The organism is Proteus vulgaris (genome assembly GCF_016239305.1).
Taxonomy (GTDB): domain Bacteria; phylum Pseudomonadota; class Gammaproteobacteria; order Enterobacterales; family Enterobacteriaceae; genus Proteus; species Proteus vulgaris_C.
In genome coordinates, this window is the sequence record NZ_JAEHOQ010000028.1 from 15,991 (window position 1) to 41,547 (window position 25,557).

Below are 25,557 nucleotides of genomic sequence, written 5' to 3' on the forward strand. Positions count from 1 at the left end.
TGGAGATAACCATGTTTAAGAAAGCTTTATTGGGTTTAACTGCAGGTGCGTTGTTATTTAATGCGAGCACTGCTTTAGCAGCAGATTATGCTATTGATAAACAAGGTCAGCATGCATTTGTACAATTTCGTATCCAACATTTAGGCTATAGCTGGCTATATGGCACTTTTAAAGATTTTGATGGTACTTTTAGTTATGACAAAGAAGATCCATCAAAAGATAAAGTTGATGTTGTGATCAAAACCGGAAGTTTAGACACAAATCACGCTGAACGTGATAAACATTTGCGTAGTGCTGATTTCTTCAATGCGAGTAAATACCCTGAAGCACGATTTGTATCAACCAATGTTACTCGTGAAGGTGAGAACCTTGTAGTGATTGGTGATTTAACATTAAATGGTGTGACCAAGCCAGTATCATTAAATGCAAAATTAATTGGCGAAGGAACTGATCCTTGGAAAGGTTACCGTGCTGGTTTTGAAGCAACAGGTAAAGTAAACCTAAAAGAGTTTAATATTAAATCAGATTTAGGGCCAAAATCACAAGAAGCTGAACTAATTATCTCAGTTGAAGGTGTAAAAAAAGCATAATTAAATGCTTTTTGTAGGGCAATAAAGCCTCTTATTACCTAGATAATTTATAAACCGATACCTTAGCGTATCGGTTTTTTTATGCGCAATTAAGGTGAGTTGTTTTATACTTAGGCAATAGTTCTTATTTTTTCATACAGTTAATCAAAGTTTATTTATTAGCTAATCTATTTTATGTAAGGATAAAAAAGAAAAAGAATTTTCGTCATCTCATCCATTTATTTAACGGGAAAGAGCCAATAATGAAAAAATTACGTCATACTTTTTTGGGTACTCTGCTTATTTCTGCTTTTTTAACAGCAGGTGTGACAGAGGTTGATGCGTGTACTAGATTTGTCTATTTAGGTGATAATAATCAAGTTATTACCGCTCGTTCAATGGATTGGAAATATGATATAGGAACCAATTTATGGATATTTCCACAAGGTATGCAACGTTCAGGAGAGGCGGGTGATAATTCAATTAAATGGACATCTAAATATGGAAGTGTTGTTGCATCCGGTTATGATATATCAACAACAGATGGTATGAACGAAAAGGGATTGGTCGCTAATTTATTATGGCTGGCGGAATCAGATTATCCCGCTTATACCAAAGAAAAACCGGCTATTTCGATTTCAGCATGGGCTCAGTATGTGCTAGATAATTTTACTACCGTAGAAGAAACCGTGACAGCATTAGAAAGTGAACCTTTTATTGTTTTAACGGATAAAGTGCCTGGACAGGACAGAATGGCGACGTTACACCTATCTCTTTCGGATGCTTCTGGTGATAGTGCTATTATTGAATATATCGACGGGAAACAAGTCATTCATCACAGCAAAGATTATCAAGTGATGACGAATTCGCCTATTTTTTCAGAGCAGTTAGCATTAAATAGTTATTGGCAACAAATTGGTGGAACCGTGATGTTGCCAGGAACAAATCGTGCATCTGATCGCTTTGCCAGAGCTTCTTTTTATGTGAATGCTATTCCTAAGGCTCAATCGAGTAAAAAATCGCTTGCTAGTGTTTTTGGTGTGATCAGAAATGTTTCTGTTCCTTATGGATTAAGCACCGTCGAATCGCCAGAAATCTCATCTACACGCTGGAGAACGGTGGCTGATCATAAGAATCAATTATATTTTTTCGAATCAGCATTATCACCGAATACCTTTTGGGTTAATTTAAAGGAAATTGATTTTTCAAAGGAAAGCGGGAAAGTCATGGTGTTACCATTAGGTGAAGAACAATCAATCATTTATTCAGCTAATGCAACAGGCCATTTTAAACCGGCAGAGCCTTTTAAATTTCAAGGATTAGATAATATTCCTTTAAATAACTAGTTGAGTATTCACGATACCTAATATGAAATTATCCGTAATACTAAATGTGATAGAGACATCTAAAGTGACAAGAAAGACGATGTCTTTATTACTTATCTTAAATGGTATATTTATCATTTACTCAATTTTGTTGTCCCGCGGTATTTATCTGGATTGGGAAATTCACGGTTTTTCTGCATGGCTTAAATCATTGGGTGTATTAAAGCTTCTTGATATACCTAAAGTAATGTTAGCTTGTGCGCTGATCTTGCTTTCAATATTTATGTATTTAGGTGCAAGGATCGCGTGGTGTGTGTCTATTATTTTATTAGCGACCATTGTTTTTCTTGATGTTGCGGTTTATCGGCAAATTGGCTTTCAAGCTTATTTTTCTTTCACTTTAGTGATTGGGTTATTAATCAGTTGGCGAGCCTTTCCACATCATAGTTTAACCAGTGCTGGCTTTGTGGCTTTTATCTGTATCCTTACTTTGCTGTTATTCTCAATGTTGGGAAGTCTTTATATCGGGGATGAGTTCAGGCCTCATATTACAACGTTAATGGATGCATTTTATTTTTCCATTGTCTGTATGACGACATTAGGATTTGGCGATATCGTGCCCATTAGTACAAATGCACGTATTTTTACACTGACTGTTGTGATCTTGGGAATAACCGTTTTTACTACATCCATTGTTTATGTCATGGGATTTCTTGCTCGCGGGACTCGCGAGATTGTTAAGAAAAGGATCGCTAAAATGCATAATCATTTTATTATTATTGGCTCATCGGCACTGGCTTCACAATTAGAAAAGGGATTAAGAGAGCAGGGAAAACCAGTTATTGCGATCTGTACTGATAAAAGTAAAGCTGTTTATGATGTACAAGCCAATATTATTGAAGGTGATCCGACTAACCTTAGGACACTGCAATCTGCTAATATTGCTAGAGCCAGTTGGGTAGCCACTTTATCTGAAAGTGACGCTGAAAATACCTTTATCTTACTGACTATCCAAGAATGTTCTAATGTCGATGCCAAGTTAATTACCATTATTAATCAAGATGAAAATAGAGATAAGATCAGCCGATTACGCCCTGATATGTTGTTTTCTTTAGCGTCGTTAGGTAAAGAAATTATGATGAAAGTCTTATGTGGTGAATCTATTTCTTCATCAGATGTGACGGATTTGCTTTTAAACAAATATTTAAAATCATAATTTTGTTCAAACTATCTTTACGAACGATAATGATTGCCATAAGATGTATTTAAAATGCATCTTAAGTGAGGTTGGATTATGGAACTTGTTAGTTATAAAACAATGCCAGAGTGGACACGAACATCAATTCCTTTAGCGTTATTAGAACGCCACAATACAAAGGAAGGCACTTATGCTCAAATGCGAGTCCTGCAAGGTAATATGACATTTGTTGTATTTAATGATGATGGTTCACAAATTTCAGTGGATTGTGATACGGACAATCAACCACCACTAATTCAGCCTCAACAATGGCATAAAATTGATAAAACTAGCGATGATGTACGTTGCCAGCTTTCATTTCTATGTGCGCCAGAAGATAAACTCTTTAAAGAAAATGATTTATCACTACCGCATTCTGAAGTGCGTTATATGGCAACATTGACTCAGCCTTGCAAGGTCTTGGATTTAGGTGCAGGGCGTGGACGCAATAGCTTCTATTTAGCGTCTCAAGGGTATGATGTCACCGCATTAGATATTAATGCCTCTCATATTGATGCTATTGATACTGTTAAATCTAAAACAGGTTTGGCAGTAAAAAGTGGTTTATACGATATAAATGAAGCTTCACTTACTGAAAAATATGACATTATTATTTCAACTGTTGTGTTGATGTTCTGCCAACGTGAACGTATCGAAAGCATCATTAAAAATATGCAAGCATGTACCAATAATAATGGTATTAATGTGATTGTTTGTCCGGTTGAAACAGCAAATAGTGATCCTGCGGAAATTCCTTTTAAGACCTTTTTACGCCAAGGCGAATTAGCAGATTACTATAAAGACTGGGAAATTATTAAATACAATGAAAATCCGGGGCATTTACATAAAACAGATGCTAATGGTAATCGTATTGCGTTGAATTTTGCGACGTTAATTGCTCGTAAAAAATAATTTAAGTCATATTATTTATGTTGAAATACCCCAATTTTAGCTGGGGTATTTTTTTATCTACTTGAGCCTGTTTTATTGTTGTAGTGGTTTATCACTTTTAATGTCATCAGCTTGGTCTGTTTGCTCTTTTGTTTCTGATTTTTGTAATATGCGTTCTAATAAAACAGTATAAATAGGGCGACCACCTAATAGCTGTGCCAACATTGTCGCCCCTAAGCAGGTGATTATCATTGGAAGGATAAGCTGATAATTATCTGTCATTTCTAAGACTAAAACTATTCCTGTCAGTGGCGCTCTTACTGTTGCCGCAAATAAAGCACCCATACCAGCAATGGCAAAAGTACCAATTTGAATGTGATAATCAGGAAAAAGTAATGTTGCCATTAATCCGAATGCGCTACCAAACAGAGTGCCTAATGCGAGAGTAGGGGCAAATATGCCACCTGGGGCGCCAGATGCAAAACTAATAATGGATGTGATAGTTCGTAAAATAAAGAAAAGTAACAGTGCAATAAGAGAATATTGTCCGGTACTGAGTGCTGGAATAATGCTAAATCCACCGCCAGTAATTTCAGGAATAATTAGCGCTAATAGACCACAGAGCCCACCAATAATACCGCCGGTTAAAACAAAACGTGAAATTTTATCTTGATAAAAATGTTGAAATTGAGTTTGAACATAAAAAAGTAATTTACTGAATATGACGCCAATAACGCCAAATAACATACCTAAGATTAAATATAACCAAAGCGTATTAAGTGGAGCTGATGAAAATTTACCAATATGAATGACACCGCCTTCGCCATTAAATAGGCGAAAGACAATACACGACATAATTACCCCAATGAAAACTGCTTTAATCGAAATAAGGCTGTATTTAAATTGAGGTCGCATCTCTTCAATAATAAATAAAATACCCGCAAGAGGTGCATTAAAAGCTGCGGTTAATCCGGCTGCTGCACCGGTTGCTAATAATGTATGACGTGATTCTTTATCTTTTAAGCGAGAAATATCATTTACCAATTGACCAATATTGGCACCCAATTGAACCGTAGGGCCTTCACGACCTAATACCATGCCGGAACCTAATGTTCCAATACTGGCAATAAATTTTATCGGTAATACTCGCCACCAACGAACAGGGCGAATATCTATCATTGCCCCTTCAATTTCAGGGATACCAGATCCCCCTGATTCAGGTGAGAATTTCTTAACTAAATAGTAACCAAGCATGGCTAAAATAGAGGAAAAGAACAATGTAATAATTACCAGAACATAAGGATTGGTGAAGGTTTTAACGAGTTCTTCTTGCCTGAAGTTGATAACCCAACTCACGCTTTTTTCAAATAAAACTCCCACTAATCCAGCAAGCGAACCGACTATAGCAGACAGTAACAGGACTTTCAGTGGCGCAAGGTTGGTTTCTTGAGCTTTTCTGAATAAATTAAAACGTCGTTCATTTTGGCTATTTTGGATAGATTTATGGTTATGCATAACTTTGATTTATGTATTGTAACAATGAACATAATGATAGCGTAATTTTGTATTGAAGTGATATTTCTCACATAACGTAATCAATTTTAGAGTTAGTCGTTTTTTTTTCTAGCATATTTTCACTTTTTCATCTTTAGTGTAATTGATAACAAAAAATACATATTTATATAACATTTTGGACGAGAAAGGGTAATTTATGGATTTCATCACGAATATATTAAGCGCTATAAATGGCGTGGTATGGGGAGTGCCGATGCTTGTCGGTATTCTAGGTATTGGTCTTTTTATGCAGTTTCGGCTTGGTTTCTTACCTATTCGAAAATTAGGTACAGGATTTAAGCTTCTATTTGAAAAAAATGATAAAAGAGGCGAAGGACAAATATCGCCCTTTAATGCCCTGATGACGGCACTTTCAGCAACTATCGGAACAGGTAATATAGCGGGTGTTGCAACGGCGGTTGTATTAGGTGGCCCCGGTGCTTTGTTTTGGATGTGGATGACGGCATTAGTGGGGATGGCAACAAAGTATTCTGAAGCCGTATTAGCCGTGCGTTTTCGTGAAGTTGATAAATACGGAAACTATGTTGGTGGCCCAATGTATTACATCAAGAATGGATTGGGGAAAAATTGGGTTTGGTTAGGTACCGTTTTTGCTATTTTCGGTAGCTTTGCTGGTTTCGGTATTGGTAATACGGTGCAAGCTAACTCAGTGGCAGATGTATTACAAAGTAATTTTGGCATTTCAACTACTATTACAGCCATTGTGTTAGTTGTCTTAGTTGGCGCGGTGCTAATTGGTGGAATTAAACGTATTGCTGATGTCGCTGGTAAATTAGTTCCTATCATGACTGTCGGCTATTTTGGTGCTGGTATTGTTGTTTTAGCGCTGAATGTAACAGCTATTCCTGACGCTATTGTCCTTATTGTCAAATCAGCATTTACTCCAGTTGCTGCTCAAGGTGGGTTTGCTGGTGCTGCCGTTTGGGCTGCGATCCGTTTTGGTGTAGCACGTGGTGTTTTCTCTAACGAAGCGGGATTGGGTAGTGCACCTATTGCACACGCAACGGCAAAAACACAAAATCCTGTTCGCCAAGGTTTGATTGCGATGTTGGGAACGTTTATTGATACCATCATCGTCTGTTCTGTCACAGGATTAACCATTGTTATTACAGGGCAATGGCTAACAGGACAAAGTGGGGCGACATTAACAGCCGCCTCCTTCTCTATCGCTATTCCAGGTGGTAACTATATTGTGGCCATCGCATTAGCCATTTTTGCATTTACCACGATTTTAGGTTGGAGTTTTTACGGTGAAAAATGTGTGCAATATCTTTTTGGGCCTAAAGCTATTATGCCATTTCGTATTGCATGGCTGATTGCATTACCAGTGGGGGCGACACAATCATTAGAGTTTGTGTGGTTATTAGCCGATACGCTCAATGCAATGATGGCTATTCCTAACTTAATTGCATTAGCCTTATTGAGCCCAGTAGTTTATCGCTTAACAAAAGATCATATAAAAGATGTTAACGCTGATAATATTGGGTTAGGTAAAGAAACTCATTCAGTGAACAAAAAAGAGGCCGAAGCAGAGTAACTCGTTCTTACTTATTGGCTAAGATAAAAACACAACAAAACAAAAAACCGTGTGCAACTTAGAATTTGGCATACGGTTTTTTTATGGTGATAACCTAAAGTGTGAGAAATTACAGATAATAAAAAGCCTTCTGGGGAGAAGGCGAAGAGATGAGTATAGATATTATATTTATAAGAATTTAGAAAAGAGAGAAAATCTTATTCTTTCATACTGATGAAGATGTTTTTCACTTGGCTATAAGCATCTAACATCATTTTATGTGTTTCACGTCCTAAACCTGATTTTTTATAACCCCCAAATGGTGCGTGAGCTGGGAGTTCGTGATAAGTGTTAACCCACATACGACCGGTTCTTACTGCTTTTGCAACACGTAAGGCGCGGTTAATATCTTGAGTCCAAACACCACCACCAAGCCCATATTCTGAATCATTTGCCATTTCGATCACTTCATCTTCATTATCGAATGGAATAACACACAATACAGGTCCAAAAATTTCTTCTCGGGCAACGCGCATTTGGTTTGTTGCGTTGATGATAATGGTTGGACGAACAAAAAATCCGTCATCGTAACCTTCACCCGTAATACGCTCACCCCCGGTTAAAACAGTTGCACCTTCTTTTTTTGCAAGTTCAACGTAGCCTAAGATAGTATCCATTTGATCTTGGCTAACTTGTGTACCCATTTGTGTATTAGGATCAAGGGGATCACCGACACGAATACTCTCAAATTCAGTTTTTAATGCTTTCAAAAAGTCATCATGAATATCTTTGTGCAAGAACAGACGTGAACCTGATTCACAAGCTTGTCCTTGGTTCATCAATATTGCCAATGCTGAATATTTGACTGCTTTTTTCATATTTGCGTCAGGAAAAACAATATTGGCTGATTTTCCGCCTAATTCCAGTGTTGCTGGAACCATTTTTTTCGCTGCGGCTTCTGCTACGGTATAACCCACATTGGTAGAACCTGTAAACGCCAGTTTATCAATATCTTGGTGCTCTAAAATAGCCTGTCCTACAACAGATCCACGTCCTGTAACAATATTAATCACACCAGCTGGTAATATTTCATTTAAAATACGACCTAGCTCTAATAATGAAAGGGAAGTCAGTGTTGCTGGGTTAATAACGACAGTATCACCCGCGGCAATTGCCGGCGCTAATTTCCATGCTGCCATTAATAATGGGAAGTTCCATGGAATAATTTGTCCAACTACGCCAATGGGTTCACGAATAACAAGGCTAATGGTATTTTCGTCTAGGACGGCACTTTCATCGGTATGAGAGCGTATCACGCCTGCAAAATATCGAAAATGGTCAATAGAGGCAGGTAAATCTATGTTTTTCGACTCATTGAGTGGCTTACCATTATCTAATGATTCAATCCAAGCAAAGCGTTCTTGCTCTTGCTCTAAGCGATCTGCAATTTTTAATAAGAGGGCTTGTCGCTCTGCTGGGGATGTTTTACTCCATGTTTTGAATGCCTTACGTGCGGCAGTGACTGCGCGATTAACGTCTTCGGCACTTCCTGATTGGTATTCACTTAATAATTCACCGGTTGCAGGGCTATAGGTTTTAGTTGTTTTTTGCGATGTGCTAGTTACCCATTCTCCTCCAATTAGCATTTTGTAGCTTTCTAGAGGGCGAAATTCTGATGGAACATTATTTAATTTAATCATTTTTAATCTCCAATGTAGGGGTGAGCATCATTAAAACTTATAGTTTCATTTCGTAATACTCGTGCTAATAACATATATCAAATGAAATAATTTGATTAGCTATTGATGCAATAGGTGATATTAACTATAAAAAATAGTAATAAATATTACTACTTTAACAAAAATGAATAAAATTAATCGTTTCATCTCTCAGTCTTTATATGATTAAACAAAAAATACCCATCAATTATTCTTCAATATTCTTTCTTATTTACTCATTAACGATGTAATGCGATTAATCAATCTGTTTAAAAAAGTGGGCTTTAGATTTATGTGAAATCAAAAGATAAAAAAGAGATATTAAAAGATCTACTAGAAATTGCGTTAGATCAAACAACATTTAAATTGTTCAATATTGCACTTTCTCTCTGATAAAAATGGCGTATTCTTATGTTGCATATAGAATGCAACTTATAAAAATAAAGCGTTATCTTTTATTAGAAGGAATACGATATGTATTGTGTGCAATGTGAACAAACAATGAAAACGCCTGTAGGTAATGGTTGTGCCTATGCGCAAGGTATGTGTGGTAAAACAGCAGAAACTTCAGATCTTCAAGATTTATTGGTTGCTGTATTAGAAGGGCTTTCCGCCTGGGCATTAGCAGCACGTAGTGTCGATATTATTGATCATGATGTAGACAGCTTTGCGCCTCGCGCTTTTTTCTCTACGTTAACCAACGTCAACTTTGATTCTGATCGTATTGTCGGCTATGCGAAAGAAGCTATCTATTTCCGTGAAAGTCTGAAATCTCGTACCTTAGCCAAAAATGCAGCAATTCAAGTCACTAATCCAAGAGCTGAAATTCAATTAGCTGGAAATGATTTAGACAGTTTACAAAAACAAGCTCAGCTTTTTGCCTTAAATGGTGATAAAGCACAGATTGGTGATGATCTTCATGGCTTACGTATGCTGTGTTTATATGGCTTAAAAGGTGCGGCTGCCTATATGGAACATGCGCATGTTTTAGGTCAATACGATAATGAAATTTATGCAGAATATCACCGTTATATGGCGTGGTTAGGCACTGATCCTGTTGATATGAATGAATTGTTAGAAAATGCGATGGGTATTGGTCAAATGAACTTCCGCATTATGGCAATTTTGGATAAAGGTGAAACACAAGCTTATGGTAACCCAACACCAGTTACGGTTAATGTTCGTCCCGTTGCAGGTAAAGCAATATTAATTTCAGGTCATGACCTGAAAGATTTACAAATGCTACTTGAGCAAACTGAAGGTAAAGGCATCAATATTTATACACATGGTGAAATGTTACCTGCTCATGGTTACCCAGAACTTAAAAAATACAAACACTTAGTGGGCAATTATGGTAGTGGTTGGCAGAATCAGCAAGTTGAATTTGCGAAGTTCCCAGGCCCTGTATTAATGACATCAAACTGTATTATTGATCCTAATGTGGGTAATTACGGTGATCGTATTTGGACTCGTAGTATTGTCGGCTGGCCGGGTGTAAAACACATCACTGGTGATGATTTCTCTGAAATGATTGAACAAGCTCAATCATTAGACGGTTTCCCATATAGCGAAATTGAGCATTTAATTACGGTTGGTTTTGGTCGTGAAACACTATTAAATGCGGCTGATACAGTGATTGATTTAGTTTCACAGAAAAAATTACGTCACGTTTTCTTAGTTGGTGGTTGTGATGGTAGCCGTGGTGAACGTAGTTATTATACTGATTTAGCAAGAGAAATTCCGCAAGATTGTTTAATTATGACATTGGCGTGTGGTAAATACCGCTTTAATAAATTAGATTTTGGTACTTTAGAAGGGTTACCACGCTTACTTGATGTGGGTCAGTGTAACGATGCTTACTCTGCGATTATGCTAGCAGTTAATCTAGCTGAAAAATTAGGTTGCGGTGTCAATGATTTACCACTGTCCTTAATTTTGTCTTGGTTTGAGCAAAAAGCGATTGTGATTTTATTAACTCTGCTTTCATTAGGCGTAAAAAACATTTATACCGGCCCTACAGCACCTGCGTTCTTAACAGACAATCTGCTGGCGGTCTTAAATGAGAAGTTCGGTATGCGCTCTATCACTACACCAGAACAAGATCTTAAAGAGATCCTTTCAGCTTAATCGTTTAATTCATCATCATTGCCGAGGCCTGCGGGCTTCGGTAAGGAATAAATATCCATGACGATGCCAAGTTCCCTTTGTCCTAATCGTATGCAAGTTCACTCAATTGTTCAGGAAACCCCTGAAGTGTGGACACTAAATTTAATTAATCACGACTTTTATTCATACAAACCAGGCCAATTTGCATTGGTTAGTATCAATAATAGTGATGAAATAATGCGTGCTTATACCATTTCATCTTCTCCAGGATTAAGCCCTTTTGTCACTTTAACTGTTCGCCGTTTAGAAAATGGTATCGGTTCAGGTTGGTTAACATCACAAGTAAAACCAGGTGATTATCTTTGGTTGTCTGATGCTCAAGGTGAGTTTACTTGTGCAGGAAAAGAAGATGCCCGCTATTTGATGTTAGCTGCAGGGTGTGGTGTTACTCCTGTGATGTCGATGACACGTTGGTTGCTAAACACTCAACCTAAAGCAAATATCACCGTTATTTTTAATATTCGTGAGCAAAGCCAGTTTATCTTTGAGAAAGAGTGGATCGAATTAGCAAATGCATATCCCTATAATCTCAATTTTATAATGATGCCTAAATTACCTGACAATAAAGGGATATTTAGTGGCCGTATTTCTCAAGAAAAATTAGCTGCATTAGTCCCTGATATTGCGAGCCGCACTGTTATGTGTTGTGGCCCAAATAGTTACATGGAAGATACAGGACGTTTTGCAAGAAATCTTGGTGTACCTGCTGAGAATATCTTTATGGAACGTTTTGGTGATGAACCCGTTTGTGTTGATGAAAATGAACAATTAACCATGACGATCCGTCATCCATTATCGCAAATCAAAGTTCCTGTTGGTGTCACTTTGTTAACAGCAATGGAAGAGAATAAAGTGCCAGTTTTTGCTGCTTGTCGTGCAGGAGTTTGTGGCAGTTGTAAAACGCGAATTGTTAGTGGTGATTATGAGGTTTCCAGTACCAGTACATTAACGCCTGAAGAGATTGCACAAGGTTATGTGTTAGCGTGCAGTTGCCGTTTAAAAGGTGATATTGAACTAGCATAATCTCTTTTTATTAAACTCTCTCCTTCTATTTTTCTATTTTTTGCCCTGTTAATTTATTAACGGGGTTTTTTATGTCTATTCTTCCCATTAAATGTGGCATTAATCTGGAAAATACCCCCCTTTATTTTAATTTAAACTTCATTTTTATTTATTCAGAATAATAAAAATATTGAAATGAGGGAGTTAATGAAAATATATTTTAATGAGTGTGGAGTTTCCTTATAAACATTCTGCTATTATTTAAACCATTGATTGGGTAAGGGGGGATATATGAAAAAATTGTTAGTCATTTGTTTATTTAGTGTCATGTTATCTGGCTGTGAAAAACCTCAACAAACCCTTGATGGCTCTAATGTAGAGTCATTACGTATGTCAATTGTTGAAATGCGTAATTCTCTCCCCCTCGATGAGCAAGCACGTTTTGACGAAGCAATAGAATTAGCGATCCTTAATGATATTAATTTTAATGATTTAGTGATTGCGGGGCGTCATAAGAATGGCGATATGATCACCCGTAAAATGTGCCAATCATTAGATGGTAAAACAGTAAAAGAGATATTTTCACAGGCAGAAGAAATAAGAGTGCAAAAATTAGCATTTAAATAATCAATTAATAAACAGATTATCTCTGATTATGCGATTTTTACTTTCGTAGAGGAGATTTATTTCTTTTTGATATATTAGTTCCAAATGGAATTATATTATTTAATTGTATGATGAATGTTCTCGTTGTCATTTTCAATAGAACTTAAACAAAATCGTTATCGTGCTTTCCATTATCGTGTGAGTGGTTATAATTCGCGCCGCATTCGCAAGAAAATGGCAGTATCTCGTTAGGCGAGGCTCCTATACAAACACAGGTTACTGATCTGACGACGTCGAGAGACGCCCAAGATTAGGACAGGATATATCGACCGAAGGTATATCCCCATGTAACTTCCAGTATTCATCGGATACGTTGTATAGTGCTAAAACCGAGACGTGTAGATAGCTTTTGCATTCTCGCTTCTGGTTTCGCCCCTATGGAGAACTGATTTGCTAAACACAAACAGTAATAGGGAACCACAAAAATGACTTTCAATACTCAAAACAAAATGGATGCTGTCTTAGTTGCAGATGCATCCTTAAACTCACCACAAAATAATTCAACACAAGACCAATATAATCGTTTAAAAGACGATACAACGGTTAGCGCGTATATGAGCCAGTCTTATATTGCGGTTTCTGTTGCAGATTCAGTTGAGAACGTAAAAGCCCAACTGGTTAATGATTTAAAAGATGAATTAATTCCAACTTATCTCTATGTTGTTGATAAAGATAATTATCTTAATGGAATTTTACCCGTTAAATCGTTATTAACAGCGGCAAATGATCTGTTTGTGTCTGATATTATGCGCCAAACTTTTTTCTCTGTATCGCCTGAACAAAATCGACATGATGTGTATCAATTGATTAGCCATAGCGGTTTAGACAGTGTACCTGTGATGCATTTTGGAAAATTAGTGGGTGTGTTACGTCCTCAAGATATTGCGGAATTGATTGAGGATGAAAATACACTTGACGCACAGATGCAGGGGGCAACGTCACCATTAGAGCAGCCTTATTTAGAAACCAGTCCAGTAACATTATGGCGTAAGCGTGTTGTATGGTTATTGATGCTGTTTGTGGCAGAAGCGTATACCAGTACGGTATTGCATGCTTTTGAAGATAGACTAGAAGCAGCTATTTCATTAGCATTCTTTATTCCATTACTGATCGGTACTGGAGGAAATAGCGGGACTCAAATCACCTCAACGCTTGTTCGTGCGATGGCGTTAGGTGAAGTTAGCTTACGCAATGTGTGGGCTGTTTTAAGAAAAGAGATAACAACATCTATCATGGTTGCGTTAACCATGGGGATCGCGGGTTTTGTACGAGCTTGGTTCTTAGGCGTCGGAATGGAAGTGATGATTGTTGTCGGATTAACACTTGTTTCCATCACTGTTTGGAGTGCAATTGTTTCGTCTATTATTCCAATGGTATTAAAGCGTTTAGGTATTGATCCAGCCGTTGTGTCAGCACCGTTTATCGCAACGTTAATTGATGGTACAGGTCTTATTATTTACTTTGAAATCGCATCTCATGTGATGAGCGAGTTTGCCTAAGACAATCACACATATTCATTCTCAAGATAAAGCCGATGTGATTTAACCAACACATCGGCTTTATTTTTTCTGTATTAATTAGAGTATGTTGACCTTTGATAGCCAATTTTTATTTGAATTAAAAGTGCTTTAGGCAAGATAGGGATCTGCTATCTAATCAATTAGGCTAGAAATTCTACTGTGTTATAAACTGCAAAATTGACTGACAATGACGGCAACGATATTGAGTTTCACCACGTAATACTTTGTTATGACGTCGAATTGTAAGTTGATGTTCTTCATCACATTGGCAAGCATAACGAAAAGTTTTGGCTTTAACGGTACTAACATCGAAATGATGGGTACGTTTAGCCGAAACGCCTAATACTGTTTCCATCATCCATATCCACTCTTTACCATGAGGCGCTACGCGACCGAAATAGCGATTAACTAATAAGTGCGCCAGTTCATGGGGAATAACTTCTTCAATAAAATTCTGTTTATTTTCAATCAATAATGTAGGATTAATGCGAATTTCCCAATTTGCATAATAGGCGCTGCCTGCAATAGTTCCTCTCTGATTATAATGTAGAGTAGGTTCTGGGTAATTTGTATTAAGATAAAGATTAGCCTGCTGCAATTTTTCACGCAGTGTTCGCATAACGTTTTGCACTAAGGCGATGGGGACTCTTACCGTTTTCATGTTACAGAGCATATAGCGCCTTATACAAACACGCAATAAAAAGAAAACTTGCACAATATATAAATTAACATATTATTAAAAAGTATATTGATTATGGAGTTTACCATGACACAACGAGTTCAACCTGATTTATTAGATGCAATGAAATTGGCGGCTAATGAAGCGTCTAGTATGCTTAAGACGCTAGGAAATGGCGATCGCCTCTTATTATTGTGTCAATTAAGTCAGGGCGAAAAAAGTGTGAGTGAATTAGAAGAAAGCTTAGGTATACGTCAACCTACGCTTTCTCAGCAATTGACTGTTTTACGCAATGAAGGATTAGTGAATACTCGTCGTGATGGGAAACGTATCTTTTATTCTATTGCTGATGAAAAAGTGTTAGTGCTTCTTAATACGCTTTATCAGCTTTATTGCCCTATAGCAGGTTAAGTTATGAATATAGATTGGGTTCACTTTACGCCTTTTAGTGCGGCCATAGGTGGACTAATGATAGGTGCGGCTGCCGCTATTTTATTGTTATTTAATGGTCGCATCGCAGGAATAAGTGGGATTTTAGGTGGTGTTTTATCAACAAAACAGCAGGGAAATGGCTGGCGTTGGGCATTCTTAATTGGCATGTTAATCGCACCTACATTGTTTTACTTTTTTGATAAACCTTTAGTGCCAGTGATTGAAACATCTCCTTGGATGTTGATCATTGCCGGTGTACTGGTGGGAGCAGGTACACGTTTAGGTAATGGTTGCACTAGCGGTCATGGTATTTGTGGATTAGCTCGATTATCGCGTCGTTCTATAGTTGCCGTGATAGTGTTTATGGTGACGGCTTTTATCACTGTTTATATTCAACGTCATGTAATAGGAGGCTAATAAAATGACAAAGTTCGTTGCTTTTCTTTGTGGCCTTCTATTTAGTGCAGGGTTGATCGTCGGTGGAATGAGTGATCCGCAAAAAATCTTAGGATTTTTGGATATTACAGGAAGCTGGGATCCTTCTTTATTGATAATCATGGGGGCAGGTCTTGTTGTTAGTATTATTGGCTACCAATTAGCACGTCGTAGACAACAAAGTGTATTAGCGTGTCCTTTAAATATTCCAACCAATAAGATTATTGATAAACCCCTCGTGTTGGGTAGTGTGTTATTTGGTCTTGGTTGGGGATTGGCGGGGATTTGTCCAGGCCCAAGTTTGGTATTAGCGGGGGCGGGATTTTATCAAGGTATTTTGTTTGTTCTTGCCATGATTGCAGGTTGGTTGTTAGTCGGTTTTTTGCGTAAAGCACCGTAATGACAATGTAATCTGTTTATATTCGCGGAAACATTAAACGGGAAGCTTAAAGCTTCCCGTTTGTGTCTGAATAGTTGAACATTATTTAAAATCAGCGTAAGGGATCAGAGGATTTGGCGGTAAATCTAAATCTCCGTTCCAGCCATTAAATGAATAACGTAAATACATTAATGCGTGGCTAGGGGTATAGTTTTTAGCTTGTTGAATATCGATAGCGGCACCAATAAACCAATGCGGTGTAATGCGATGTTCAACTAATGCTCTTGCGGTATAACCAACGCCAGTACTTGAATCACCTTCATCAACCGCATTGCGCTCTTGATAGTAAAGTTTCATCATCTCTTCTCGATCTTCAGGACTAAGTTCATTCGTATAACGATTAAATTTATCGACGGAGACCAGGTTTTGTAAAGGATAGCGTTTTCTATCATCAGTTTGGGAATAAGACCAAGAAACAGATCCTGATAATTCCCAAGACCAATTTTCAGTACGTTCACGATAATTAATCGGTATCCCCAAAGAAACATATTTTTGAGGACTATAATAGCCACCTTGACCTAAGGTATAGCCACTTAAATCTTTATCGTAATGCCAGAGCATCGAGCTTAATCCTACGGAAACCCGACGGTTATTTTCATTGATAACTTTGTAATAATAGCCCCCCATTCCTCGGATACTACTATTATCTTCAACATTTTTACCGGTGAGTTTATCAACAGAAACTTCACCCCAGTATCCGTCTTTTCCACCAAGATCATAACTCGCACTTAAACGGATCCCTGTTCTTCTTACACCTCCCCATGTTTGGTTTGTCCAAATATCTCGTTGCCCACCAAAAGCAAGTAAAGAGCTATTAACCGGACGACGATGAATATCAAGTGTCCAACCCACATTAAAAAGATCATGACTATAGGCAATTTTACCGACCCAATCTGTCACTTCAAAACCTAATGGTGTTGTCCCCAGATCCCACTGCCATTGTCCATTTTCCCAACCAATTGCAGGGCTAATACCAAAAGCTTTTTGCTTCAAAGGAGAACAGCCTGTACGGTAACAAGTTCCAAATTTAGAGTCATAAGGTGATGTGCCAAGTTTACCACTATTGAGATTAACTAAATCTGCTCGCCAAAAAAAACGGCCATCATAAACAGGATGATCAAGTTGTAACATCGTAGTGTGAGCACGTAATTTTGAATAACCTTCACTTCCACTAGAACCCCAATAATCATGTTCTAGTGTAAAACGCCATTCTTGCTGGCGATAGAGTGATTCAGCATCAGCACGTAAGCTTCGAGATAACCAATTATCTTTTTCGTCATTACGCATTAATGTGGTGTATTCAATATTATCTTTAGGCAATCTATCCGTTATTCCATCTTTGATCATGGCTTGTTGATAATAATAGTGAGCTTGCTGGCGGTGTTGTCCATCTCGCTGAAAACGAGCAATGTCGCGTAACACTAAAGCGTCAGCACTATCCGGCTCTTTCTCAATTTGTTGAGTTAAATACGCAAAGTAATGTTGTGCTTTTTCTGTATTGCCCACCTCTTTTTCTGCATTAGCAACGCGTCTAAGAGAATTGCTATTAAATTGGTTGGGTGAAAGGGTTTCAATTTTAGCGAGATAATATTTTGCTTGTGCTTTCTTCCCTTGCTCTAAGGCAATATCTGTTGCGCCTAATAATGCTGTTTCATTGTTGGGCTCTAAATTGAGTGCGGTATGATAATAACTTAAGGCTTGTTCAAGATTATTTCGTTCTTCTGCCCAATTTGCTAATAGTAAATAAGTCTGAATTTTTTGCTCTGGTGGAATATGAGCAAAAAGATAATCAACGGCCTGTTGTTCTTGTCCTTTTGCTCGTAGAGATTCAGCATGTGCGAATATTTCACCTGAACGTAATCGGCTATCTAATGCTTTCATACTTTCACTACGTTGAGATAAAGGGATTTTTTTTAGCGTATCGAGAGCCTGTGTTTCTCGGCCTGTTTTGTTTAGGTATAGTGCATAAGCGTAAAGGCGAGATGCATCTTTAGGGAGACGACGATTTAATTGATCAAAATATTCTTCGGCAACAGAGGCTTGCTGCGTCATTAATAAATCATCAGCAAGACGATAAATATTCCAAACATCATTAGGATAATCTTTTGCAATTTCCTTACGTTTCTCAATGGCACTTAGATATTGCTCTTTATGCTCATCGTCAGCGGCTAAATCTTGTCTGATACCTGAAATTATATAGCTATAATCTTCTGCCAAATTTTTGTATTGTCTTGGCGTTAAATGTGAAATAAATTGTTGCGCTTTTTCATGGGACTGTTGGCGATAAAGCTTCGCTAAACTATGTAAAGTGGCAGGATGATTGGGTTGATATTTTAATGCCTGTAAATAATGTTTTTCCGCTATCTCCAATTGGCGTTGTGCAACAGCGATATCACCTAAACCAAGATAAGGTTCATTTTCATAAGGACTTAACTTATTAAGTTGATTGAAATAGCGCTCAGCTATTTCATAATCTTGTTTTAACAGGGCGTCATCTGCTTTTGAAAGCAAATACCAATATTGATTAGATTGCAACATTGTTCGCCATTGACCGCTATTATCATGATTAGGCGCTAATTTTAGCGCCTGAGAAAGATAATAAATTGCAGCACCTCGTTGATTAGCGCGAGAATAGCGCACCCCCAAAGCACCCACAATATCGGCATTATCAGGTTGTTGGCGTACTTTTTGCTTCAATGTAACAAGAGGTAATGACGAAACATCAGATTTAGGCTTTATGCTTGCCATACTACTTGTTGTCGCCATGGTTGTTTGTTGCTGATAAATACTCGCTATTTTCGTATTTTGAGAATATTGACGGTAAATATGATTAAGTCGGTCTATTTTATCCTCGTGTGAGGATTGCATTAGCACTTGGATATACTCTAGCGCTAAGGTTTCATCAGGTGGCATTCCCCGATAGATTTCATCGTATAAATTTAAGGCATCATCATAACGTCCAGCGGTGCGATAAAGCTGGGCTCTTTGTAGTTTTTGCCGATTTTCATCTGTTGTTAATGATAACGTTTTTATTGCACGTTGATATTGTTCTGATTGTGGAGATTGAGTGCCTAATTGAGTAAATAACAGTTGTGCCTTTGCAATGTCTTTCTGTTTTACAGCAAACTGAATTTGCATTAATAGGATATTAGGATCATTGGGTTTAATTAAAGATAAACGATGTAGCGATTGAGCCACTAAAACTTCATTTCCTGTGGATGTCCCTAATCTCACTTGCTCTTGCAAAAAGGCTTCCGTTGTTTCTTCACTGGCTTGCGTGACAGGCAAGAAGCCTGTCAGCACAAAGAGAGCAATAATAGATCGTCGATGCGAGTGACCAAAATGCCACATAGACTTAGTCCTTAGCCGCTAAACGACGTTGGCTTCTTATTTTCATTGCTCGCCAAATAAGAAGAGAGACAAGAATAATACCGATGATTGCCGCTAAACCAAGCCAGACAGGGTGAGAAGCGAAGACATACCAAACTTCTTCCCACCAAGGTAAGTAGCCTACGTAATAAGTATCACCAACACGTAAGCTATTGACGCCGGATTCTCTGACTAATACTACGGAACCATGCATTGCATCACGTTTACCGCTATCACTGATAGCTTCATTTAATAGCTTATAACCTTGGGTACTGTCAGCTAACAGCGCGACCACGCTACGTTGTGAAAAGAATGGTGATTGGAATCCAATAATGGCGCCCATTGATCCCTTAGAGGTCAATGAGATCCGACTATCAGGACGCTTATCTGTGGGCTGATAGCTAGTATGGCTAAATATACTGATTTCACGAGAAGGCAATGTAATTTCACTCCGTGCCTTATCAATCAATACGTTCATCTGTTTGTCATTATTTAATGCAGGTGGAATAGTTCCAATGAGGAGTAGATCGGCATCCTTTTTTTGCACCTCTTCTAATGAATCCGTCAGTGAAACATTAAGGGCTGGGTAGCCTGTTTGAGCACCAATATTCCCTGTAGAAATTAAAAGAGTCGATAACTGAGTCGGAGAGGGTTGCTGATTGACAAAAATCAGTGTTTCAGAAAGATCAGCATAACGGCTAAATGGGAAGCCTGCGTGGCTGTAAACACGTAAATCAGGTAAGGCGATATAATGTCGATAATCACCTGTAAAATTAAAGCTAGATAAATCATCAATAGCAACAGCGTTTGGAACAGGTTGATAAGTAATACATTGATCAACTGAACCTCCCGGTATTGGGTTAGTGTAATCAAATGCAAATGTAATTTGGTTACGTTCACCTAATTTTACTGCAGGGATATTCAATAAATTTTTATGCTCAATCCAGCCTTGAATAAGCGGTAAATAAGCAATAACAAGATTGTCTTTTTTATCCTTTTCAAGAGGATAAGATTTAATAAAATGGTCATTTACTGAAATAGACATACGAGAATTATCTTGAAATGCAGGTGCAGTATAGCGATAACGCAATTGCATCTGTAATCCCGTATTATTAAACATAAAGAGATCAGGCGGTAAGGTCATATTTAACGTAATAGGATTAGGTTTTAATCCTCGTGATTGCAACTGACCTTCATAATCTTGTAACGTATTAAAATAAATAGGTTTATTCAATTGTACCCATTTCGGTGCATCATAAGGCTCGCGAGGGATGAGTTTTTCTACTTTATTGATAGTGACAACATTGCCTCTAAAAATAACTTGCCCACGAGCTATGCCATTTACAGCGGTGATCAAATCATTATCATCACGCCCCATGATAAGAAGCAGTTTGATATAAGGATTTGTTGGATGTGTCAGCATTTCGATAGTGGGGGCATTAACATCAGCATGCTGTTTTAAAAACTCAGGTTTTTGTTTATTGGTCGCAAAAACAATACTGTGTTGATTTGGTAATGTATCGTAATACACAGGATAATTTTGCTGACGCCAATCGACTTGAGTACCAAACCAAGAGGTGAGTATTGCCGCTGCTTTTTGTTGAATGAGGTTAGGTGATTGACTGAAAACCATCGGTAGAGTTAATGAACCGAAATCACGGCTATCAAAGAATGGCTCAGGAAAATTCGCTAATTCATTACTTAAACGAAGTGACTGAAAGGTCAGGTTTAATTGACTACTTTTACTGACGTCAAGCCAAAGCGTGGTATTGGCTTGGTTTTCACAAATTTCACGATAGTGACCAATAAAAGAGAGTTTTATATGGTTAAAATCTTGAATGTAAAGCGGATCAATTGGTAGGGTAATTTGATTTTTCTTACCTAAGTCCTCTGGTTTTAGAGTAATAACACCCATTATTTCATCGTTTAAATAGACATTAAGATGAGATTCGACAGGAAGTAATGAAGGTGAAGGCGTGAACTCTAAATCTAGGGTTGCCTTTGAAACATATTCATCACTCCGTACACCAAATTCTAAATAGCCATCTGGGCTGACTCCGGTCAAATGAATAGCGCCATAGCTAGGGGCTGTATTTGCAAATTTCAGTATTTTTTGACGCACAGAAGGCGTTATATCACCAGACGACAATGATGTATTTCTAGGCTCTGCTTGAGAAATAACTTCAGATGTCGCTTCAGTTATTGTGACCGGTGGTACTGAAATATTCGTTTGCACTTCTTGCGATTCATCTCCATGGACTGAAGAAGTCAGCATAAATAAGGCAAGTATGAGAAAACGTTTTTTCATTATTGTTACCCAATGATCTTATTGTTTATTAATAAATTCCCAAAAAACGGAGTTTTTCCTTTAAGACTGATGAAATATTTTTGAAACATTAACGTGTTGAGGGAGTAAAGATGAAAGCCACAGTAAAAAGAGGCCAAGTAGGCGGAAAGTGGCATAAATAAAGTAAGGTGCTCGTTTTAACAAAGTGTTATAGCCATGCATGCTGATGAAAATAATATCTTTGAGACTATTTAAAGGTTTATCTACAGGAAGATCGTGTTGCCAATCAGCCCAAGTATCAGCTCTATCAAAGGTACAAGCTGTAAAATCAATAGCTTTTTGTGTGGTCATTTCAAGTAGTTGCAACCCAATAATTTGTCCATCAATACGTGAAATATTGGCTTTAAATGCATGTTCCCGTTGATTTTGATTCAACAGTAACGTGATATTTTCATTTTGAGGTAAAGAGAGTGTGACATTATCAGGCAATAAAATCGCGCAGCTATTATCAGAAAAATCATAGAGATAGCATCTATAGAGAGCACCGTTGTTTAACAACAACATAGCCGGAACTTTTACTCTAACGCGAGGGAAACGGCGCTGTTGTTTAGTTTCGACAGAAACGGCAATTGCAACACCTAGCAAGACAAGGTTATAGCAAACCCATAATAAACACATGACAGCTGCCAAAACTTCGTCAGGATCGCCAGTTGCTATACGCCAAAAAGCAAACAAAACTCCCAGTAAATTCAGATTAAAAAAGATTAAGTAAGGGCGGTTAATATTCCAATCAACAAACCCTTTTTCCATTACTCCGCCTTTTTCAGTGACGTTAAATTTGCCTTTATATGGGGAAAATAGTGTGCTTAATACAGGACGAGTGGTATACCACGCCAAAATTGTTTCATAGACCTCTCCCCAAAATGAGTGGCGATAGGTACCTTGTAATTTCGCACTTGCTAGAGATATGTGGATCAAATATGGCACAACGTATAAAGCGATAGCGATAGCGGGCGCATAAATGATGTAGGCGTGAAAAATAAGAAATGTCAGGGGGGCTAGTAAGAAAATCATACGAGGAATGCCCGAAAAAAAATGTAACATGGCATTTAAATAACAGAGGCGTTGAGGAATGCTTAATCCTTTACCGAATAGAGGATTATCAAGGCGGAATATTTGTACCATGCCTTTTGCCCACCGAATACGTTGCCCTATATGTGCCGATAATGATTCAGTTGCGAGTCCAGCAGCTTGTGGTATACGAATATAGGCAGATCGCCAACCATGACGATGTAAACGTAATGAGGTATGTGCATCTTCAGTGACGGTTTCAACGGCTATACCGCCAATTTCATCTAGTGCTGTACGGCGTAAAACTGCACAAGAACCACAGAAAAATGCTGCATTCCAAGTATCATTTCCATCTTGAACTAAGCCATAAAATAGTGTGCCTTCATTTGGAGTTTCACGGAAATTCCCTAAATTACGTTCAAATGGATCGGGTGAGAAAAAATGGTGGGGTGTTTGTACTAGCGCCATTTTTTCGTCTTTTAAAAACCAACCCATCGTAAATTGTAAAAATGAACGTGTTGGAATATGGTCACAGTCAAAGATAGCAACAAAATCACCAGTTGCTTGTGTTAATGCATAATTGATATTACCTGCTTTGGCAAAGTCATGTTTTTCACGCGCGATATAACGAATACCAACTTCTTGTGCAAATGCTTTAAATTCAGGACGATTACCATCATCAAGTAGATAAATAGATAATTTATCTTTAGGCCAATCTAAATTTAAGCTGGCATAAATAGTGGGTTTAACCACTTGCAGATCTTCGTTATAAGTGGGGATAAAAATATCGACACTTTGCCATTTTGTAATATCTTCAGGCATGGAAACGGGGTTTCTATGCAGTGGCCAAATACATTGCATAAAGCTGAGAAATAGCACACACCATGCGTAAGTTTCAGCAAGTAACAGCAGTAAACCGCAAAAAAGACTAAAGTTATCAACCCAATACAGTGTAGATTGATAACGCCACCAGATATATCGACATGCAATGGTAAGTGCCAACATAATCATGGCAATGGAGGCAAAGCGACCGGGGATCTCACGGATCGCTAAAGCTACTAACCAAAGAACAATCACAAAAACAAATTGGAAAGTGAGATCAAATGGTTGGGTAATACTCAGTAAAATAAAGAAAATGGCTAAAACAGCAATGGTAGAGTAAAGCAGATATTGCCAAATGGGCGTATTTTTTTTCTTGTGTTGAATAATTTCAATTGCAATAGGTGAAACTTGGACAAAGAATTTTTTGTACAGATTTCGGATATGGGAAATAAACTGGGTGGGTTTTTTTACCAATAAATACCCAATATAATGACATGTTAGCCAAATGCTTTGTAATAAATAGCGTAAGGGATCAAAAAATTTAGGGCAACGAGGGTTAATATGAGGAAATAACTCACGTTGCTTTCGGGCTACTTTTCGCCAAAACGGTGATTCCATTCGTAAAAAAATCCACATAATGCCAATAAATAGCTCGTTAACAATGGCCGCGCTACGAGAAGCTCCGTTATGGCGATAGAATTTGTAGTAACGAATAAGAATGTGTTGTGACACATTATTTTCTGTTTTTGTCGTGGCATCGAAAGATGATGGCATTATGGCTGTCCTTCTTTCCTCTCTAATAACGGAATACACCATTGAGTCAGTTGTGTAATTTCTTCAACTAACATGCAATTGGCTCGATAATCATATAAAGGTAAACGTGAGGCACACGCTTCTAATGACGCCTCATCTCGATGAAGAACCATAGGGCATAAGGGAAAAGAGGTTGTTTGCCAAAATTGATAAAAATCTTGGTGAACTTGGCTAGTTGCTCGAAATTGATTAATGAGAATGTACTCATTTTTGACAAAGTCATGTTGATTTAGGCGGATATGGCAGTTGCTTTCAGCCATTGCAACAGTGAAAAAAATAGCCGCTTTTTCTATCCAAGGGGTAAATAAAGTATCTTGTGTATGTTGCAAGTCCATTAAAATAATGGCGTCTGGATGTAGTTGAATAAAAGATGATAAAAAGTGATTGAAATGCTGTTTTGCTGAAAATGATAACTGTAAGAGTAAATTATCCTTAGTATTAACCAAACCAAAGGGTAAAACTTGATAATGTGGGCGATAGTTAAAAATACACTCCTCTATGGGGGTTTGTGCCAATAATGCCTGACTTAATGTAGTCATTTTTTTCTGTGCAGGGAAATAAAAAGACAAAATACTTTCAGTACAATTATCAATAATAAGTACTTTTTTATTTTGTTGATTAAATTGTCGGGCAAGAGCAACTGCAGTGGATGTTGTACCCACTCCGCCTCGTATCCCTTTTAATACAATAAGTGGCATAGTTAGCCTCATTTAGTCATGTAATGAAATGCATTAAGTAATGGCCATCGATAAATAAGCACACTATTTTCCTCTTCTTTATTAATATCCTGATAGTGATAGTTGTTTAATGAAAATAATTTTTTTAATTTGTCGACGTCCTTATTTAGATTATTTTTTTCTATTTTTATATTTGAGTTAATAAAAGTTTCATTTTTCATTTCAATAATCTCCAGATAAAAAAGAAATAAATCCTTTCTAGGGTTAAATTCCCAGAAAAATAATATTTAATTAATCTTATTTGCTAATTATTTAAATTTTCCATATTTAGAATATGCTTTAAAAATA

General features: G+C 37.5%; 20 protein-coding genes and 1 riboswitch. Of the genes, 12 read left to right on the forward strand and 8 right to left on the reverse strand.

Going from position 1 to position 25,557, the window contains the following annotated elements:
- Nucleotides 1-11 precede the first annotated feature (11 nt).
- The 4 genes from JEP40_RS16745 (at nucleotide 12) to tehB (ending at nucleotide 4,043) form a co-directional block, all read left to right on the forward strand.
- Entirely contained in the window at nucleotides 12-590 is a 579-nt protein-coding gene (locus tag JEP40_RS16745) for a YceI family protein (RefSeq protein ID WP_198624477.1), read from the forward strand.
- A gap of 239 nt (nucleotides 591-829) precedes the next feature.
- A complete protein-coding gene (locus tag JEP40_RS16750; protein WP_198624494.1) occupies nucleotides 830-1,915 on the forward strand; it encodes a linear amide C-N hydrolase in 1,086 nt (361 codons plus the stop codon).
- Between the two features lie 79 nt (nucleotides 1,916-1,994).
- A complete protein-coding gene (locus JEP40_RS16755; RefSeq protein ID WP_232799338.1) occupies nucleotides 1,995-3,110 on the forward strand; it encodes an NAD-binding protein in 1,116 nt (371 codons plus the stop codon).
- Between the two features lie 78 nt (nucleotides 3,111-3,188).
- Nucleotides 3,189-4,043 (forward strand): SAM-dependent methyltransferase TehB, encoded by an 855-nt coding sequence (tehB, locus tag JEP40_RS16760; RefSeq protein ID WP_198624479.1) that lies wholly within the window; start codon nucleotides 3,189-3,191, stop codon nucleotides 4,041-4,043.
- 72 nt (nucleotides 4,044-4,115) lie between these two features.
- On the opposite strand, the gene clcA is transcribed toward tehB, so the two are convergent.
- Complete coding sequence (gene clcA / locus JEP40_RS16765) at nucleotides 4,116-5,537, reverse strand: H(+)/Cl(-) exchange transporter ClcA (RefSeq protein ID WP_198624480.1); 1,422 nt, start codon at nucleotides 5,535-5,537, stop codon at nucleotides 4,116-4,118.
- A gap of 196 nt (nucleotides 5,538-5,733) precedes the next feature.
- On the opposite strand from clcA, the gene JEP40_RS16770 reads away from it, so the two are divergent.
- Nucleotides 5,734-7,134, forward strand: a complete 1,401-nt coding sequence (locus JEP40_RS16770; RefSeq protein WP_198624481.1) for an alanine/glycine:cation symporter family protein — start codon at nucleotides 5,734-5,736, stop codon at nucleotides 7,132-7,134.
- Nucleotides 7,135-7,331: 197 nt separating this feature from the next.
- Here the strand turns inward: JEP40_RS16770 and JEP40_RS16775 are convergent, their stop codons facing one another.
- Nucleotides 7,332-8,813, reverse strand: coding sequence for an aldehyde dehydrogenase family protein (locus JEP40_RS16775; RefSeq protein WP_198624482.1), 1,482 nt, complete (start codon nucleotides 8,811-8,813; stop codon nucleotides 7,332-7,334).
- A gap of 492 nt (nucleotides 8,814-9,305) precedes the next feature.
- Here JEP40_RS16775 and hcp point away from each other — a divergent pair, with 492 nt between their 5' ends.
- The 4 genes from hcp (at nucleotide 9,306) to mgtE (ending at nucleotide 14,164) form a co-directional block, all read left to right on the forward strand.
- A complete protein-coding gene (gene hcp / locus JEP40_RS16780; protein ID WP_198624483.1) occupies nucleotides 9,306-10,958 on the forward strand; it encodes a hydroxylamine reductase in 1,653 nt (550 codons plus the stop codon).
- Nucleotides 10,959-11,015: 57 nt separating this feature from the next.
- Nucleotides 11,016-12,020 carry an NADH oxidoreductase gene (gene hcr, locus JEP40_RS16785; protein WP_198624484.1) on the forward strand — a complete coding sequence of 335 codons (1,005 nt, stop codon included), beginning with the start codon at nucleotides 11,016-11,018 and terminating at the stop codon, nucleotides 12,018-12,020.
- 270 nt (nucleotides 12,021-12,290) lie between these two features.
- Nucleotides 12,291-12,626, forward strand: coding sequence for a DUF6694 family lipoprotein (locus JEP40_RS16790; RefSeq protein ID WP_036935025.1), 336 nt, complete (start codon nucleotides 12,291-12,293; stop codon nucleotides 12,624-12,626).
- Nucleotides 12,627-12,842: 216 nt separating this feature from the next.
- Nucleotides 12,843-13,014: riboswitch (M-box (ykoK) riboswitch) on the forward strand.
- A 76-nt stretch (nucleotides 13,015-13,090) separates the two neighbouring features.
- Nucleotides 13,091-14,164 (forward strand): magnesium transporter, encoded by a 1,074-nt coding sequence (gene mgtE, locus JEP40_RS16795; RefSeq protein ID WP_198624485.1) that lies wholly within the window; start codon nucleotides 13,091-13,093, stop codon nucleotides 14,162-14,164.
- A gap of 175 nt (nucleotides 14,165-14,339) precedes the next feature.
- Here the strand turns inward: mgtE and JEP40_RS16800 are convergent, their stop codons facing one another.
- Nucleotides 14,340-14,846, reverse strand: coding sequence for a SprT family zinc-dependent metalloprotease (locus JEP40_RS16800; RefSeq protein ID WP_198624486.1), 507 nt, complete (start codon nucleotides 14,844-14,846; stop codon nucleotides 14,340-14,342).
- Between the two features lie 105 nt (nucleotides 14,847-14,951).
- On the opposite strand from JEP40_RS16800, the gene JEP40_RS16805 reads away from it, so the two are divergent.
- The 3 genes from JEP40_RS16805 to JEP40_RS16815 are packed head-to-tail and all read left to right on the forward strand — an operon-like array spanning nucleotide 14,952 to nucleotide 16,131.
- Nucleotides 14,952-15,275, forward strand: a complete 324-nt coding sequence (locus JEP40_RS16805) for an ArsR/SmtB family transcription factor (RefSeq protein WP_036912417.1) — start codon at nucleotides 14,952-14,954, stop codon at nucleotides 15,273-15,275.
- A gap of 3 nt (nucleotides 15,276-15,278) precedes the next feature.
- Complete coding sequence (locus JEP40_RS16810; protein WP_198624487.1) at nucleotides 15,279-15,713, forward strand: YeeE/YedE family protein; 435 nt, start codon at nucleotides 15,279-15,281, stop codon at nucleotides 15,711-15,713.
- Nucleotides 15,714-15,717: 4 nt separating this feature from the next.
- Nucleotides 15,718-16,131: a DUF6691 family protein gene (locus JEP40_RS16815; protein WP_198624488.1), complete on the forward strand. Its 414-nt coding sequence runs from the start codon at nucleotides 15,718-15,720 to the stop codon at nucleotides 16,129-16,131.
- Nucleotides 16,132-16,212: 81 nt separating this feature from the next.
- Here JEP40_RS16815 and bcsC read toward each other — a convergent pair whose 3' ends face one another.
- Genes bcsC through bcsR form a run of 5 tightly spaced genes read right to left on the reverse strand, consistent with a single transcriptional unit; the run spans nucleotide 16,213 to nucleotide 25,430 of the window.
- Complete coding sequence (gene bcsC / locus JEP40_RS16820; protein WP_198624489.1) at nucleotides 16,213-19,521, reverse strand: cellulose synthase complex outer membrane protein BcsC; 3,309 nt, start codon at nucleotides 19,519-19,521, stop codon at nucleotides 16,213-16,215.
- 4 nt (nucleotides 19,522-19,525) lie between these two features.
- Nucleotides 19,526-21,847, reverse strand: a complete 2,322-nt coding sequence (bcsB, locus tag JEP40_RS16825) for a cellulose biosynthesis cyclic di-GMP-binding regulatory protein BcsB (RefSeq protein ID WP_198624490.1) — start codon at nucleotides 21,845-21,847, stop codon at nucleotides 19,526-19,528.
- Nucleotides 21,848-21,907: 60 nt separating this feature from the next.
- Nucleotides 21,908-24,493 carry a UDP-forming cellulose synthase catalytic subunit gene (gene bcsA, locus JEP40_RS16830; RefSeq protein WP_198624491.1) on the reverse strand — a complete coding sequence of 862 codons (2,586 nt, stop codon included), beginning with the start codon at nucleotides 24,491-24,493 and terminating at the stop codon, nucleotides 21,908-21,910.
- Nucleotides 24,493-25,230, reverse strand: a complete 738-nt coding sequence (locus JEP40_RS16835) for a cellulose synthase operon protein YhjQ/BcsQ (protein ID WP_198624492.1) — start codon at nucleotides 25,228-25,230, stop codon at nucleotides 24,493-24,495. Before JEP40_RS16835 ends, bcsA begins: the two co-directional genes overlap by 1 nt.
- 8 nt (nucleotides 25,231-25,238) lie before the next feature.
- Nucleotides 25,239-25,430: a cellulose biosynthesis protein BcsR gene (gene bcsR, locus JEP40_RS16840; RefSeq protein ID WP_198624493.1), complete on the reverse strand. Its 192-nt coding sequence runs from the start codon at nucleotides 25,428-25,430 to the stop codon at nucleotides 25,239-25,241.
- Nucleotides 25,431-25,557: the final 127 nt, after the last annotated feature.

Bases quoted from the DNA above. Each gene is read 5' to 3' on its own strand.
- JEP40_RS16745 (WP_198624477.1), top strand. From the start codon at position 12: ATGTTTAAGAAAGCTTTATTGGGTTTAACTGCAGGTGCGTTGTTATTT.
- JEP40_RS16755 (WP_232799338.1), top strand. From the start codon at position 1,995: ATGTCTTTATTACTTATCTTAAATGGTATATTTATCATTTACTCAATT.
- tehB (WP_198624479.1), top strand. From the start codon at position 3,189: ATGGAACTTGTTAGTTATAAAACAATGCCAGAGTGGACACGAACATCA.
- clcA (WP_198624480.1), bottom strand. From the start codon at position 5,537: ATGCATAACCATAAATCTATCCAAAATAGCCAAAATGAACGACGTTTT.
- JEP40_RS16770 (WP_198624481.1), top strand. From the start codon at position 5,734: ATGGATTTCATCACGAATATATTAAGCGCTATAAATGGCGTGGTATGG.
- JEP40_RS16775 (WP_198624482.1), bottom strand. From the start codon at position 8,813: ATGATTAAATTAAATAATGTTCCATCAGAATTTCGCCCTCTAGAAAGC.
- hcp (WP_198624483.1), top strand. From the start codon at position 9,306: ATGTATTGTGTGCAATGTGAACAAACAATGAAAACGCCTGTAGGTAAT.
- hcr (WP_198624484.1), top strand. From the start codon at position 11,016: ATGACGATGCCAAGTTCCCTTTGTCCTAATCGTATGCAAGTTCACTCA.
- JEP40_RS16790 (WP_036935025.1), top strand. From the start codon at position 12,291: ATGAAAAAATTGTTAGTCATTTGTTTATTTAGTGTCATGTTATCTGGC.
- mgtE (WP_198624485.1), top strand. From the start codon at position 13,091: ATGACTTTCAATACTCAAAACAAAATGGATGCTGTCTTAGTTGCAGAT.
- JEP40_RS16800 (WP_198624486.1), bottom strand. From the start codon at position 14,846: ATGAAAACGGTAAGAGTCCCCATCGCCTTAGTGCAAAACGTTATGCGA.
- JEP40_RS16805 (WP_036912417.1), top strand. From the start codon at position 14,952: ATGACACAACGAGTTCAACCTGATTTATTAGATGCAATGAAATTGGCG.
- JEP40_RS16810 (WP_198624487.1), top strand. From the start codon at position 15,279: ATGAATATAGATTGGGTTCACTTTACGCCTTTTAGTGCGGCCATAGGT.
- JEP40_RS16815 (WP_198624488.1), top strand. From the start codon at position 15,718: ATGACAAAGTTCGTTGCTTTTCTTTGTGGCCTTCTATTTAGTGCAGGG.
- bcsC (WP_198624489.1), bottom strand. From the start codon at position 19,521: ATGTGGCATTTTGGTCACTCGCATCGACGATCTATTATTGCTCTCTTT.
- bcsB (WP_198624490.1), bottom strand. From the start codon at position 21,847: ATGAAAAAACGTTTTCTCATACTTGCCTTATTTATGCTGACTTCTTCA.
- bcsA (WP_198624491.1), bottom strand. From the start codon at position 24,493: ATGCCATCATCTTTCGATGCCACGACAAAAACAGAAAATAATGTGTCA.
- JEP40_RS16835 (WP_198624492.1), bottom strand. From the start codon at position 25,230: ATGCCACTTATTGTATTAAAAGGGATACGAGGCGGAGTGGGTACAACA.
- bcsR (WP_198624493.1), bottom strand. From the start codon at position 25,430: ATGAAAAATGAAACTTTTATTAACTCAAATATAAAAATAGAAAAAAAT.